13 protein-coding genes are annotated in these 13708 nt (G+C 59.6%); 7 read left to right on the top strand and 6 right to left on the bottom strand.

What is annotated here, in order from left to right; all coding sequences use genetic code 11:
* Positions 1-87: 87 nt before the first annotated feature.
* The gene (locus tag CAK95_RS16425) at positions 88-1455 is read right to left on the bottom strand and encodes a lytic murein transglycosylase (protein WP_086088880.1); all 1368 of its coding nucleotides are present in this window, start codon (positions 1453-1455) and stop codon (positions 88-90) included.
* A gap of 192 nt (positions 1456-1647) precedes the next feature.
* Between CAK95_RS16425 and galU the strand changes: the two genes are divergently transcribed.
* Complete coding sequence (gene galU, locus CAK95_RS16420) at positions 1648-2523, top strand: UTP--glucose-1-phosphate uridylyltransferase GalU (protein WP_086091466.1); 876 nt, start codon at positions 1648-1650, stop codon at positions 2521-2523.
* A gap of 85 nt (positions 2524-2608) precedes the next feature.
* Here galU and CAK95_RS16415 read toward each other — a convergent pair whose 3' ends face one another.
* Positions 2609-4222 carry an outer membrane beta-barrel protein gene (locus tag CAK95_RS16415; RefSeq protein ID WP_147413716.1) on the bottom strand — a complete coding sequence of 538 codons (1614 nt, stop codon included), beginning with the start codon at positions 4220-4222 and terminating at the stop codon, positions 2609-2611.
* A gap of 120 nt (positions 4223-4342) precedes the next feature.
* On the bottom strand, positions 4343-5401 hold the full coding sequence (gene hemH, locus CAK95_RS16410) for a ferrochelatase (RefSeq protein WP_086088878.1): 1059 nt from the start codon (positions 5399-5401) through the stop codon (positions 4343-4345).
* Between the two features lie 46 nt (positions 5402-5447).
* On the opposite strand from hemH, the gene CAK95_RS16405 reads away from it, so the two are divergent.
* Positions 5448-6977, top strand: coding sequence for a bifunctional metallophosphatase/5'-nucleotidase (locus CAK95_RS16405; RefSeq protein ID WP_086088877.1), 1530 nt, complete (start codon positions 5448-5450; stop codon positions 6975-6977).
* A gap of 133 nt (positions 6978-7110) precedes the next feature.
* On the opposite strand, the gene CAK95_RS16400 is transcribed toward CAK95_RS16405, so the two are convergent.
* Together CAK95_RS16400 and CAK95_RS16395 are read right to left on the bottom strand one after the other, a co-directional pair.
* Positions 7111-7578, bottom strand: a complete 468-nt coding sequence (locus CAK95_RS16400) for a DUF992 domain-containing protein (protein WP_086088876.1) — start codon at positions 7576-7578, stop codon at positions 7111-7113.
* 159 nt (positions 7579-7737) lie between these two features.
* Positions 7738-8943, bottom strand: a complete 1206-nt coding sequence (locus tag CAK95_RS16395) for a pyridoxal phosphate-dependent aminotransferase (protein ID WP_086088875.1) — start codon at positions 8941-8943, stop codon at positions 7738-7740.
* 309 nt (positions 8944-9252) lie between these two features.
* Between CAK95_RS16395 and CAK95_RS16390 the strand changes: the two genes are divergently transcribed.
* The 3 genes from CAK95_RS16390 to CAK95_RS16380 all read left to right on the top strand — a co-directional run bounded on the left by CAK95_RS16390 (position 9253) and on the right by CAK95_RS16380 (position 11511).
* Positions 9253-9888: a glutathione S-transferase family protein gene (locus tag CAK95_RS16390; protein WP_086091465.1), complete on the top strand. Its 636-nt coding sequence runs from the start codon at positions 9253-9255 to the stop codon at positions 9886-9888.
* A 148-nt stretch (positions 9889-10036) separates the two neighbouring features.
* Positions 10037-10258 (top strand): hypothetical protein, encoded by a 222-nt coding sequence (locus tag CAK95_RS16385; RefSeq protein ID WP_086088874.1) that lies wholly within the window; start codon positions 10037-10039, stop codon positions 10256-10258.
* Positions 10259-10383: 125 nt separating this feature from the next.
* Positions 10384-11511, top strand: coding sequence for a PQQ-dependent sugar dehydrogenase (locus tag CAK95_RS16380; RefSeq protein WP_086088873.1), 1128 nt, complete (start codon positions 10384-10386; stop codon positions 11509-11511).
* A 19-nt stretch (positions 11512-11530) separates the two neighbouring features.
* Here CAK95_RS16380 and CAK95_RS16375 read toward each other — a convergent pair whose 3' ends face one another.
* Positions 11531-11881: a DMT family protein gene (locus CAK95_RS16375; RefSeq protein ID WP_086088872.1), complete on the bottom strand. Its 351-nt coding sequence runs from the start codon at positions 11879-11881 to the stop codon at positions 11531-11533.
* A 186-nt stretch (positions 11882-12067) separates the two neighbouring features.
* Between CAK95_RS16375 and CAK95_RS16370 the strand changes: the two genes are divergently transcribed.
* Complete coding sequence (locus CAK95_RS16370; protein WP_086088871.1) at positions 12068-12865, top strand: hypothetical protein; 798 nt, start codon at positions 12068-12070, stop codon at positions 12863-12865.
* Between the two features lie 193 nt (positions 12866-13058).
* A complete protein-coding gene (locus CAK95_RS16365) occupies positions 13059-13652 on the top strand; it encodes a L,D-transpeptidase (protein WP_086088870.1) in 594 nt (197 codons plus the stop codon).
* The last annotated feature ends 56 nt before the right edge of the window (positions 13653-13708 follow it).

The raw sequence follows: 13708 nt of genomic DNA, 5'->3' as shown, positions 1-13708 counted from the left end.
ATGCCATTCTCAATGGTCCGTGCGATGATACCGGCTCGTTACCGTTACCTCTACCGCATAGCAGGAGAACGTGGCGAGTCGAAGGTGCTAACTACCCCGCAGCCGCGCCAGCACGGTCGCGGTCGGGAAACCGTCCGGGACCAGCCCTGCCCGCGCCTGGAAGTTACGGATCGCCGCCCGGGTCTTGGGCCCGAAGCGACCGTCCGCTTCGCCGATGTTGAAACCGCGCCGGACCAGCAATTGCTGCATTTCCGCGCGCTCGTCGCGACTGAGGACCCGCTCATGCCGCGGCCAAGCTTGTACGAAGGGCTCGCCACCGCGCAACCGGTCGGCCAGATGGCCGATCGCCAGCGCGTAAGCCTCAGCCGGATTGTAACGCATGATCACGCGAAAATTATTGAGCATCAGGAAGGCTGGCCCCTGCGAACCGGCTGGCACCACCAGGAAGGCGCGGTCGGATGAGCGCGGGAATGGCTTGCCGCCCGCGCGGGTGATGCCGAGACGTTCCCATTCGCGAATGGTCATGACTTTCGAACGGTCCGCCAGCATGAAATTGAAATTTTGCGGCACGACCACTTCGTAACCCCAGGTCTGACCTGTCTCCCACCCATGCTTGCGGAAGTAATTCGCGGTCGAAAACAGCAAGTCCGGCACCGACGTGGTGACGTCGCGATGACCATCGCCATCCGCATCGACGGCGTAGTTCTTGTAGACAGTTGGCATGAACTGAGTCGGCCCGAACGCACCGGCCCATGAGCCTTTCATGTGATCGGGCTTTACGTCGCCCCGATGCAGCAATTCGAGCGCGGCCAGAAACTCGTTACGGAAATACTCTTGCCGGCGGCCGATACAAGCGAGCGTCGCCGTGGAGCGCACCACGTAGCGGTCGCCCATCATCGTCGAATATTTGGACTCGATGCCCCAGATCGCGGCGATGATGTGCCGGTCGATCCCATAAGCCTTTTCCATAGCATCGAAGGCGGCGCGGTTCTCCGCCAGCACAGCGCGGCCGCGCTGGATGCGATCCTCGCTGACAAGCGCATCGAGATAGTCCCAGAAGCTGCGGGTGAATTCCGGCTGCGCATCGATCAGATCCATGATCTTGAGGTCGGGCGTGAGATCGCGCGTATAGGCATCATATTCCGCCTTCGGAATACCGCGCCTGGCAGCCGCTGGCGCCAGACTTTGCAGACATTGCTGGAAATTGGCCGCCGACGAACGGATCGCATTCGACGTCATCAGTGGATGGCCGGACGCACCCGACTCGCCGCTCCACTGAGGACCTGTCGCCTGTGCATGAGACCGGCGAACCGGGCTGCTCGCTTGGGCGCGCGGAGGCGACGCCGTTGTAACGGTACCCACGGGTTCATCCCCCGGACCGCCGGCACATCCGCTCAGAGCCACCGCAAGCGCGACCCCCGGCCAAACCCGTGATTTTCCGTTTCGACGCGCCATTCCGGCCTCACGCAACCCGCGACATAATAAAACCCAATGGGGAACGGATATGGTTGCAAGACGATTAACGACACTCACAAAAGCGTGGACATCAGGAGACATGAAGCCGGTATTTTCCAACTTCTGCGTGATAACAGCAGCGACATTTTCCCGCAGCCTTCGCCACCTCTCATCATTCGGTCCGATCTCATCATGAAGCCCGTTCGAAAAGCGATTTTCCCGGTTGCCGGCCTTGGCACCCGGTTCCTTCCCGCGACCAAAGCCATGCCGAAAGAAATGTTGACCGTGGTCGACCGGCCGCTGATCCAGCATGTCGTGGATGAGGCTCGCGAAGCCGGTATCGAGCATCTGATCTTCGTCACCGGCCGCAACAAGTCGGTGATCGAGGACCATTTCGATCGCCAGTTCGAACTCGAAGTGACGCTCAAGGAACGCAACAAGAAAAACGAGCTGACATTGCTCGCCGAAGATACGCCCGCCGCCGGCTCAACCAGCTTCACGCGCCAGCAATCGCCGCTTGGCCTCGGTCACGCCGTGTGGTGCGCACGCGATATTGTCGGCAATGAACCTTTCGCGGTCGTGCTCCCGGACGTGCTGGTGCAGAACGAGCCGGGCTGCCTGAAACAGATGGTCGATGCCTATGCCACGCAGAAGGAGAAGGCCAACCTGATTGCCGTCGAGGAAGTCCCGATGGACCGCGTGCACATGTATGGCATCGTCGGTGTCGAGAAAGGTTCGGCCAAAGCAATGCCGATTACGCAGATGGTCGAGAAGCCCAAGCGCGAGGATGCGCCGTCGAATCTCTCAATCACCGGACGCTATATCCTGCAGCCTGAGATCTTTGACATTCTCGAGAACCAGCAGACGGGCGCCGGCGGAGAAATCCAGCTCACCGATGCGATGATCCGGCTGTCGAAGGAGCAGCCGTTCTACGCGGTGAAGTTCGAAGGCCGCTCCTATGATTGCGGTTCGAAGCTTGGCTTCCTGACTGCCAACGTCGCCTATGCGCTGAATCGGAAAGACCTCGCCCCGGAATTGCGTGAAGAGCTGAAAGCATTGTTGGGGTAGGGCTTTCCACACCAAGCATTCGTCACAGGCGGGCGTTAAGTCGTCAAGATGCATCTTAACGCCCTGTGGTCGGTCATGACGGAAACTATCGCATCAGTCGCAAGCCTACCGTGAAGATATTCGCAACATAATCCTGACTCGGGAAGGTCGAGTTCAACCACTCGCGGCGATATTCCGCACGGAAATGCACATCGCGCGTCGCTTTGTAGATTAGACCACCGGAAACGATGTAGCGCTTGTCGTCGCGCGCCGACCCTTCGTAATTATCGGTGCCATAGCCGAGCTTCACTGTGCCGATCAACCAACGCCGGAAGGCGTGATCGATCTGGAATGTGAAATCGTTCGACAATGCACCGGACACACCGGCAATGATCGATTCAGAGACCGTCGTCGCCGCATTGAGTTTCAAGGTGGTCAGAGGCGTCGCGTAATAAATTAGCGATGCGTCGAACAATGGACTGTGCAGTTTCTGGAAGGCCGGATCCGCGTATTCCCGTTCCAGCAGGCCCACAGAAGCTTCACCGACGAGATAGCGGCTCAATTCGAATGTCGTGCCAACTTTGACGAACTGGCCGTTGGAATCGCGATTGATCCCGTCTTCGTCCGTCGTGCGGTCGTGCTGGCGGTGATCGATGCCCCCTTCCACAAATGGAATAATACCCGGCAACGTCTCGTAGCCCACGCGCAAGCGTAAGCCATATTGATTGTAATTGCGGTCACGCAGATCGAGCAGCGATCCGTTATTCAATACCGCATCGCCATAGGCCGTACGGTCGATGCTGCCCTTCAACGTGACTTCGAGCCTGTTGAACGTATGCGTGATGCCGGCGGTGCCGCCGGTTGAAATGAAGAGTGGAGGCTTGGCCACATCGGTCGGCAGGTTGGGGTCGCCGGGATCGTCGGCGGCAAGTGCGAAATAGCCCTCGACGTTCGCTCTCGTCTGTTTCGAGATATCGATGCGCGCATTGGTGCGCAGGTTGATATCGGGTTTGTTGTATTGCTCGAGGTCGTTGTACCAGATGTAGCTGCCGCGCAGGTCGGTATTCCATTCGTGCCTCACCCAGTCGGACTTGATGTTCATCTCTGCCGCGACTTGCTCGAAACTCGATCCCGGAAAATTCTGGCGCTGCCCCGGATTGGAATTGTAGCCGCCCGACACGTCGATCGCCGGTTTGAAAATGAACGCGCCGCGCCGGAAACCGGTCGGGCCGAATGGATCGTCCTCGACAAAGCGACGGCGGATCGGGCGTGCCGCGATGGCGCCTGTGGCATCAAGCGGTGCCGCTGCTGTATTGATCGCGCGTCGACGCATCGCAGCGGCGCTTTCCTGCCGCTGAAAGACAGCCTGCACGGTGCGATCGGTCCCCGATGACACGACGGGCGGAAGATTTTCGGCATCGGTAATGGCGCGTTTGCGCGCCTCTTCCTTCGCCTTGCGCTTGGCATTGGCGTTGGTGGCATCGAAACCGGTCGTGCCCGCGGCGTTGGATAGCGGCAAGTCCGGCGACCCCGGCTTGCGGAATTGTTGCGGGCGCTGCAAGCCGCTGTCGAAATGCGGCTCGAACAGGCTCGGCACTGACGGGTCCTGCGGCTGGACCTGCGCCCACACCGGCTGCACCCATGCGGCACCGGCCGCGCAGACTACACCTGCGACGCCCAGAACACTCGTAACCGCAAGGTCTCGGCGATGACGCGACACCCGTTAACTCCCGCCGCGCACCATCCCTTTCAGGACAAGCGAACGGCTGCAGCCGGCCTCGCGGCCGGCGGAAATGGTTAACGGAGTTAAAAGGGTTATGGTTAACAGCAGGTTAGGGTTTCAGACCCACCCCTTGAGTTCGCGCAGTACAACCTCACGGATCACGCGCATGCCCTGATCGCTGTCGTTCAGACACGGGATAGCGGCGAAGTTGTCCCCGCCATTGCGTTTGAAAATATCGCCATTTTCGACCGCGATCTCCTCCAGCGTCTCCAGGCAATCAGCGGAAAAGCCCGGCGTGACAATGGCGAGATTCTTCACCCCGCTCTTTGCCAAAGCCTCCACGGTTTTGTCCGTATAGGGCTGGAGCCATTCCGCCGGACCGAACCGCGACTGGAATGTCAGGCGGAATTGGGCCTCATCGAGACCCAGCGCGGCCCGCAGAAGCCGGACGGTTTTGGCGCATTGGCAGTAATAAGGATCGCCCTTATCGAAATAATCCTGCGGAATCCCGTGAAAGGACGCAAGGATCACATCCGGCTTGAAGGACAGTGTGCCGAGTGCGTCGCGGAGCGACGTTGCAACGGCATCGATATAGACAGGGTCATCATAATAGGGTGGCGCCACGCGTAACGTTGGCTGCCAGCGCATCGTCATCAGATGTCTGAAAGCCGCATCACATGCCGTCGCCGACGTTGCCGCCGCATATTGCGGGTAGAGCGGCACAAATAGAAGGCGATCGCAGCCCTTGGCCACCAATTCATCGATGGCTGAACCAACCGACGGATTGCCATAGCGCATGCCCCAAGCCACATCGATCCTGTCATCGACGCCAACGAGCGAAGCCGCGAGCTTCTCGCTTTGAGAACGGGTGATCGTTTTCAGCTGCGACTCGTTCCGCTCCCGGTTCCAGATCGAAGCGTAATCGCGGCCTTTGGCGCGTGGGCGGAATGTCAGAATGATGCCATTAAATACCAGCTTCCAGGTCAGCGAATTGTCCTCGATGACCCTTTTGTCAGACAAAAACTCCTTGAGGTATCGCCGCATCGACCAGAAATCGGTGGCATCCGGCGTTCCGAGGTTGGCGATCAACACGCCGACCCGTCCCGACTTGATCGGCGGATGGCTGTTCGGGCGTGGTGACCCTGTGCCCCCGGCTGACGATGCATCATTATTCATAGAGCCATGCTAATCCACGCAACCGCCCGTGAAATCAATCGGTAAAATGACCATCACCCGCCGTCTCCTCCTCCTTGGCTCATCCTGTATCGCCCTGATTGCGGGCCTGCCGCGATTGGGGGCCGCACAGGCGTCCCGGTCCAAGGTCACCTTCGTCCTCGTCAACGACATTTACCAGATGAGCGAACAGGCGGCGCCGGACGGCCAGCCGCGCGGCGGCTTCGCACGGCTGGCGGCCGTGGTGAAGGCCGAACGCGCCAAGGGAAAGGTCCTCTTCGTCCATGCCGGCGACACGCTGTCACCATCGCTGATGTCCGGACTCGATCGCGGCGAGCACATCATGATGCTCACCAACATGATCGCGCCGGACGTGTTCGTGCCGGGCAATCACGAATTCGATTTCGGCAAGGATGTCTTTTTCGACCGGATGAGGCAGGCGAAATTTCCGCTCTATGCCGCCAACATCCTCAATCCCGACGGCAAGCTAATCCCGGGCTTTTTCGAACGCTCGATCATCGACATCGATGGCGTCCGCATTGGCCTGACCGGCGCCACCGATGAAGACGCGGTGATTTTGTCCAGCCCTGGCGATCTGAAATTTCCTCCGTCGGTTGCAACGGTGGAGAAGCAAGCGATCGCGTTGCGCAAGGAAGGCGCAGATGTGGTTGTCGCCGTTGTCCATACCGACCGCGCCAAGGACGAAGAGATGTATCGCATGCAGGCGGCCGATATCATTCTCAGCGGTCACGATCACGATCTCTGGCTGAATTACGATGGCCGAACCGCCGCTATCGAGTCGAGCTATGATGCGCATTTCGTGACTTGCATGGACGTCACCTTTACGGTGCGCACCAACGAAGGCCGCCGCGAAGTGTTGTGGCATCCGGAGTTTCGTGTCATCGACACACGGCACGTGACGCCCGATCCCGAAGTGCATGCAGCTGTCAAGGACTATGAGAGCAAATTGTCCGGCGCACTCGGCACCGTCATCGCCACCACGGCCGTCGAACTCGACAGCCGCAATCCGGTCGTGCGCACGCAGGAAGCGGCGATCGGTGATTTGATTGCGGACGCCATGCGCGCCGATACCGGTGCGGAGATCGCCATCACCAACGGCGGCGGCATCCGCGGCGGCAAGATCTATCCGCCGGGCAGCGCCATCACACGGCGCGACATGATGTCGGAGCTGGTGTTCCGCAATCATGTCGCGGTTCTGGAAATCACCGGCAAGGCGGTTCGCGCGGGGCTTGAAAACGGCTTCAGTTTCCTGCCGCGCCCAGCCGGTCGCTTCCCGCAAGTGTCCGGTCTCAAGATCGTCGTCGATCCATCGCGGCCGGTCGGTCAGCGCATCGTATCAATCGATGCTAACGGCGCGCCGCTGGACGATACAAAAATCTACAAGCTTGCCACCAATGACTTCATGGCCAATGGCGGCGACGGCTATGAAGCCTTCGACAATGTGCGCGAGCTCTTGCCCGGCCACGACGGCCCGCTGATGATCAACGAAGTCATCAAATATCTCGAAAAAATCAAGACGGTAAGGACCGGCGTCGAAGGCCGCATCGTCATCAAATAAGGCGCGATGCCGATATTTGCGCCCTCGCCCATCCGAACTTGGGCTTACCCAAGTTCGGAAATTTTTTATTGGCCGAAGTCGGAAACATCCGCCTCCGACACGGGAGAGGGCGCATGAACAAGCACCTGTGCGATTAATTGTCGAAGCGCAATTCCATGCCGGCAAGGCCGGCGAAGACGTTGAGGCCAATCTGGCCTTCAACGCTGAGCGGCTGCAGCGCGATCGAATTGTTCGACCCGCCATACAACACGTTGGCGCCAAGACCGACGCCGACAGCGCCGCCGGCGCTCACACCACCATAATTGCCCGACAGATCGCCAAGTCCAAGCTGCGCGGTCGGAGCAAAGACGGCCCATGCGAGACCAGATACTGCAGTCGCACCAAGGTCGACACCGGCCCGGCGGATCGTCGCGCGATAAGCCTGACGGGGACCAAGATCCGGACGATAGATGCAGCTCAGTTCTGTGACCGAACCAATGACAAAGCTGACCGATCCACCGCCGCGGCATTCCAGCATGCCGGCCTGAACCTGCTGGGCAGAAGCAGGCATTGCGGACGCCGCCAGCAGCGCAAGGGCGGCAAAGACCGATGAACGAAGCATTTGAGTGTTTCCTCGTGATTGGAAAAGATCATGGATAGACAGAGGCGATCACGCGCCGGAAGTCCGGCGGAAATTAGCCCAACTCTGCCTCAAAGACGATTAAACTGCTCGACCTAAATTTCGGAAAATCAGGCACGCCCAAGCCATGCTGCGGCAACCTTATTTCAGGTTGCCGCAGAAGCGCTGGATCCGCCGACCGGCCTCTTCGAGGTCCTCGGTCTTGGTCGCATAGGAAATGCGGAAGGCCGGGCCTGCCCCAAAGGCAGAGCCATGCACCACAGCGACACCCTCCGCTTCCAACAGCTCACTGACAAAATCCTCGTCGTTCGCAAGCTTCTTGCCTGATGGCGCGGTCTTGCCGATGGTGCCGGCGCAGGACGGATAAACGTAAAAAGCGCCTTCCGGCTTCGGGCATTGAATGCCGTTGGCCTGATTGAGCATCGAGACGATGAGATCGCGGCGCTCCTTGAAGATCTTGTTGTGCTTTTCGATGAAATCCTGCGGTCCGTTCAGCGCCTCGACCGAGGCCCATTGCGCCACCGCCGAAGGGTTCGAGGTCGACTGAGATTGCAACATCGCCATCGCCTTGATCAGCGGCTCCGGACCACCGGCGTACCCGATACGCCAGCCGGTCATGCAGTAGGCTTTCGAGACGCCATTCAGCGTCAACGTGCGCTCATAGAGCTTCGGTTCGACCTGCGCCGGCGTCGTGAAAGTAAAATTGTCATAAACAAGGTGTTCGTACATATCGTCCGTCAGCATCCACACATGCGGATGCTTCATGAGAACATCGGTCAGCGCCTTCACTTCCTCGCGGGTATAGGCCGCTCCAGTCGGATTCGACGGCGAATTGAAGATCAGCCACTTGGTCTTCGGCGTAATCGCCTTTTCGAGCTGTTCGGCGGTCAGCTTGAAGCCGTTTTCCATCGTGGTTACGATCGAAACCGGCGTCGCCCCCAGCAATGCCACGATCTCCGGATAGCTGACCCAGTAAGGCGCCGGGATGATCACCTCGTCGCCGGGATTAAGCGAGGCCATCAGGGCGTTGAACAGCACCTGCTTGCCGCCGGTACCGACAATGATCTGCGACGGCTTGTAGTCTAGCCCGTTCTCGCGCTTGAATTTCGCCGCGATGGCAGCCTTCAGTTCCGGGATGCCGTCCACGGCCGTATACTTTGCCGCCTTGCCGCTCTCGATCGCCTTGATCGCCGCCTGCTTGATATTCTCCGGCGTGTCGAAATCCGGCTCGCCGGCGCCCAGCCCAATGACGTTACGGCCGGCGGCTTTCAGCGCGCGCGCCTTGTCGGTCACCGCGATGGTGGCAGACGGCTTGATGCGCTGCAGCGCGTCGGCGAGGAAGGCCATTGTGTCGTTTCTCCGGTGGATTTGCGGGCTTGGTAATGCCCCGCGCCCGCCCCGGCAAGCGACATTCGCTGATGGGTCCATCAGCGACGCTCATAGCAGCCAGACCGTGGCGGAGATCGTTTAGATCTCTTTGAACCAATCACGAAGAAGTTTCATGCCGCAATGCAGCTAAGTCACGCAATGAACGTGTTTTTCTGATCTGTGCCGTTCGGCCGCCTTGCATTGGCCGACCTTTTCTTCTCTTGTCCCACGATCTCAGACCGGTTCGGCAATGAAGCCGGGTCGCAGCCTTTTTTGGAGCCTTTGCGCATGTACACGCTCTACTCGATGCAGCGCTCCGGCAATTGCTACAAGGTGCGGCTGGCACTGGCGCAGCTCGAGATCCCGCATAACCTGGTCGAGATCGATGTCCTCAAGGGCGAGACCCATACGCCGGATTTCCTGGCCAAGAATCCGAACGGTCAGATCCCGCTTCTGGAGATCGAACCGGGCCGGTATCTGGCCGAATCGAATGCCATCCTGTGGTTCCTGGCCGAGGGTACACCTCTCGCCGGCGAAAGCCCGATTGATCATGCCCGCGTCCTGCAATGGATGTTTTTCGAGCAGCACGCCATCGTACCGAGTATCGGCGCGGCCTATTTCTGGCTCTGCCTCGTCAAGGGCGGCCGCGACCTACAACGCCACGCGCTGGATGACTGGATGGAAGAAGGCACGCGGTCGCTGAACGTGCTGGACAAACATATCGGCAAACATCGCTACTTTGCCGGCGACAATTTCACCATCGCCGACGTCGCGCTCTATTCGTATACGCATCTCGCCGAGCAAAGCGAATTCGACCTGCGGCCGTTTTCGGCCTTGCGCGATTGGCACGCCCGCCTGGAGGCGAGGCCAGGCCATGTTACAATGGACGAAGGGCCGGCATCGATGGACATCGCCGCCGAGTGAGACCGCTCTGGCTGACAAGCTGCTTTAACGCTTTGTCACCAAATTGCCACAAGACCTGACGCATTGCGCCGCGTTCCAGCCGGAGCAGAGCCCGCATTCCATACGATGGTGCCATCAGTGCTGATTCGCAGCGTTGGAGCTGACCGTCATGTCCAGGGATCGGGTCGCCGGGATCGGATTCCATCACCCTCATCGCAACGCCCGGCCGTTGACGACACGCAAGATTGCGCTGGCGCATCTTCTGATGACCGCCGTACTGGTCATTTGCATTGTGGTCGCCGTCACCGCCGTGACCTTCGGTATGGCGCGTGCCGGCACGCCGATCTCCAAGAATGTTGCTCTTGTCTCATTGCTCCTGATCCACCGCTGACGCGATCGCGGTTCGGCAGCATTTGATCGCAATGGCGTGATGATGCGCATGCGGCGTTACGGCGCCCTTTCGAAACTCATTCTTCGTGCCTACCGTTCAGCCGCACGCATCGGAGATGAGGGACCATGAAAGCGCATTGGATCGCCGGGTCATTATTGTTGGCGGCCGCCTTACCGGCTCATGCGCAGCAGGCCTTCAAGACCGAAACCGGCGATGTCCGGGTCGACACAATCGTCAGCGGATTATCGAACCCATGGGCGCTCGCTTTCCTTCCCGATGGCCACATGCTGATCACCGAAAAGCCCGGCCGGATGCGCATCGCGACGCGCGACGGAAAGCTGTCGCCTCCAGTCGGAGGCGTACCGAAGGTCGTGGCGCAAAATCAGGGCGGCCTGCTCGATGTCATCCTCGACCGCGACTTTGAAAAAAATAACACGATCTATTTCTGCTATTCCGATCCGGTGAGCGGGGGCGCGCAAACATCGCTGGCGCGCGCGAGGCTCGATGCCGGCGAAAAACCGCAACTCGTCGATGTGCGACGCATCTTCCAACAAGAAGGTCCGCCGTCGAACGGCCTGCATTTCGGCTGCCGCATCGTGCAAGCGCGCGACGGCAATCTGTTTCTCACCACCGGCGATCATTTCAGCTCGCGCAATAGTGCGCAGACGCTCGACAACCATCTCGGCAAGGTCATACGCATCGCGCCGGATGGCTCAGTACCGAAGGATAATCCCTTCGCTGGCAAGCAAGACGCAAAACCTGAAATCTGGAGCTATGGACATCGCAACAGCCAAGGTGCCGTGTTGCATCCGGTCACCGGCAAGCTGTGGATGCACGAACATGGCCCGCGTGGTGGCGACGAGATCAATATTCCCAACGCCGGCAAGAATTACGGCTGGCCGGTGATCGGCTATGGCATCGACTATAGTGGCGCCAAGATTCACCAAAGCACGCACAAAGAGGGTATGGAGCAGCCGATCCGGCAATGGACGCCGGTGATCGCGCCGTCGGGCTTTACGATCTATACAGGCGATCTGTTTCCGCGCTGGAAAGGCAATGCGTTTATCGGCGGCCTTCGCACCCGCAATCTCGTTCGACTCGAACTCGACGGTGAGAAAGTCACGAAAGAAGAGCGCCTGCTTGGCGAGTTGCGCGAGCGCATCCGTGATGTGCGTACCGGGCCCGACGGTGCCTTGTATCTTGTCACCGACAATTCCGCCGGACGCATCCTACGCGTCACGCCGGCCAAGTGATCCCCCGCTGCTTATGTGATCACCATGTCCGGAAAATGAAGAACGCGCCAAGGGCGATAAAGGCAAAGCCGAGCGCGTAATTCCAGGTGAACGGCTCATTCAGATAGAACACCGAGAACCCGGCGAACACTACCAGCGTGATCACCTCCTGAATCGTCTTGAGCTGCGCCGTCGTATAGACCGCGCTGCCCCAGCGGTTGGCCGGCACCGCCATGCAATATTCAACGAATGCGATACCCCAGGCCACGAAGATAACAACGAGCAAAGGTTGTTCTTTGAACTTCAGATGCCCGTACCAGGCTATCGTCATGAACACGTTGGAACCAAGCAAAAGAAGAATTGGCAGGAGATGGGGCGATGTGAACGTCATGTTGCTTCCGAACAAATTGAATGTGACGATTGCCTATCACGACAAAAAGGAAATGCGTTGTCTGAAAAGTGTGCCGTGCGAAGTGCCGTTACCGAACTGACGCGAAAATGATCGTCCAGACGGCCGCATATCCGTCGCATTTCGGTCCCCAAGGCTTTAGGCTCGCATGTCTTCGGGAGGATCAAGATGCGTCACGCGATATCCCTTGCCACCGCCTTTGCTTTTGCAGCTTTGCTCGGCACCGCCGCGCAGGCCCAGCAGAAACAGCAGCCGCCGGCCAAGCAGCCGGCGCCACCGCCAGTCGCTGCGGCCAAGCCGTACACCCCGGTCACCATCAAGCTACCGGCGCCGCTCAGCGATCCGAGCTTTGACGCGTTCCGCAAGCAGATGGGCGAATTGGCCGCCAAGAAGGATCGCGCGGGTCTTGCCAAGATGGTCGTGACGCAGGGCTTTTTCTGGGACGGCGAAAAAGGCGATCAGGCCGACAAGAAGAAATCCGGCATCGACAATCTCACCGCGGCCATCGGCCTTGCCGGCAAGCAGCCGGCCGGCTGGGACATGCTGCAGGCTTATGCGCAGGACCCGACGGCATCGGCCTATCCCGGCAAGCAGGGCGTCGTCTGCGCACCGGCCGATCCGGAATTCGACGAGAAGGCGCTCGAAGACCTGGCCAAGACCACCCAGACCGATCCCGGAGATTGGGCCTATCCGCTCGGCGACGGCGTGGAAGTACGCTCCGCCGGCAAGCCCGATGCGCCGGTCGCCGAGAAAATCGGCATGGTCCTGATCCGTATCCTGCCGGATCAGGACACCCAGCCGCCGGCGCAAAACCAGGTGCCGCTGGTCAAGGTCGTGCCTCCGTCCGGCAAGATCGGTTACATCTCCGCGGACGTGCTGTCGCCTTTGGGCAACGATCAAGTCTGCTACGTTAAAGACGGCAATAGCTGGAAAATTACCGGTTACGTCGGTGCCGGCCCCCAATAACGCCGCCCGGATTCTGCCTTTTTGCTGACACCGGCCTTGGCTCACTGCCAAGGCCGGTCGTGTCCTCGCAAGTAATATTGCACCCTGCCGATCACGGCTCGCGAATTATTCAGGCAATCGTGTATTGAATCCTGCCGCATATTCCGGTCAGGATCGCTGCGAATTGCTTCGAAGGGGAGCTGGGTTTTTAAAAATGAACTGGATGCGAAGTCTGGCGATTGCCGGGGCGGTTGTGTTGTGCGCCCTGCCGGTCGCCGTAGTGGCCCAAGTTAGCGCCTACGCGCCGACCGTAAACGAACCGCCTCCTGGTGTGGACACCAATAAGGGTTTCGAGTTGCCATATGAATACCGCCGTCAGGCCGTGTTCTATCGCACCAATGAAGAACCTGGCACGATCATCGTCAATACGCATGACCGCTTCCTCTACCTCGTCCAAGGCAACAACCGCGCCATCCGCTACGGCGTCGGCGTCGGCCGCGACGGCTTCCAGTGGGGCGGCGTCCACCGCATCTCGCGCAAGGCCGAATGGCCGGACTGGACCCCTCCGTCGGAAATGATCGCACGCCAGCCCTACCTGCCGCGCTTCATGGCCGGCGGCCCGGGCAACCCCATGGGGGCGCGCGCCATGTATATCGGCACCACAGTCTATCGCGTGCACGGCACCAATGCGCCAGAGACGATCGGACATTCAGTGTCGTCGGGCTGCTTCCGGCTGGTGAATTCCGAAATCGAGGATCTGTATGAGCGGGTCCCGGTCGGCACCAAGATCGTCGTTCAGCATCGCTGAACCAAGCCAGCGTCCGCCCCGCGAACGGGCGCAATTCAACGCAAGATTCCGAAAAA

The organism is Pseudorhodoplanes sinuspersici, from assembly GCF_002119765.1.
Taxonomy (GTDB): domain Bacteria; phylum Pseudomonadota; class Alphaproteobacteria; order Rhizobiales; family Xanthobacteraceae; genus Pseudorhodoplanes; species Pseudorhodoplanes sinuspersici.
Note: the sequence above shows the minus strand (reverse complement) of the source record. Positions and strands in the feature narration are given on the sequence as shown.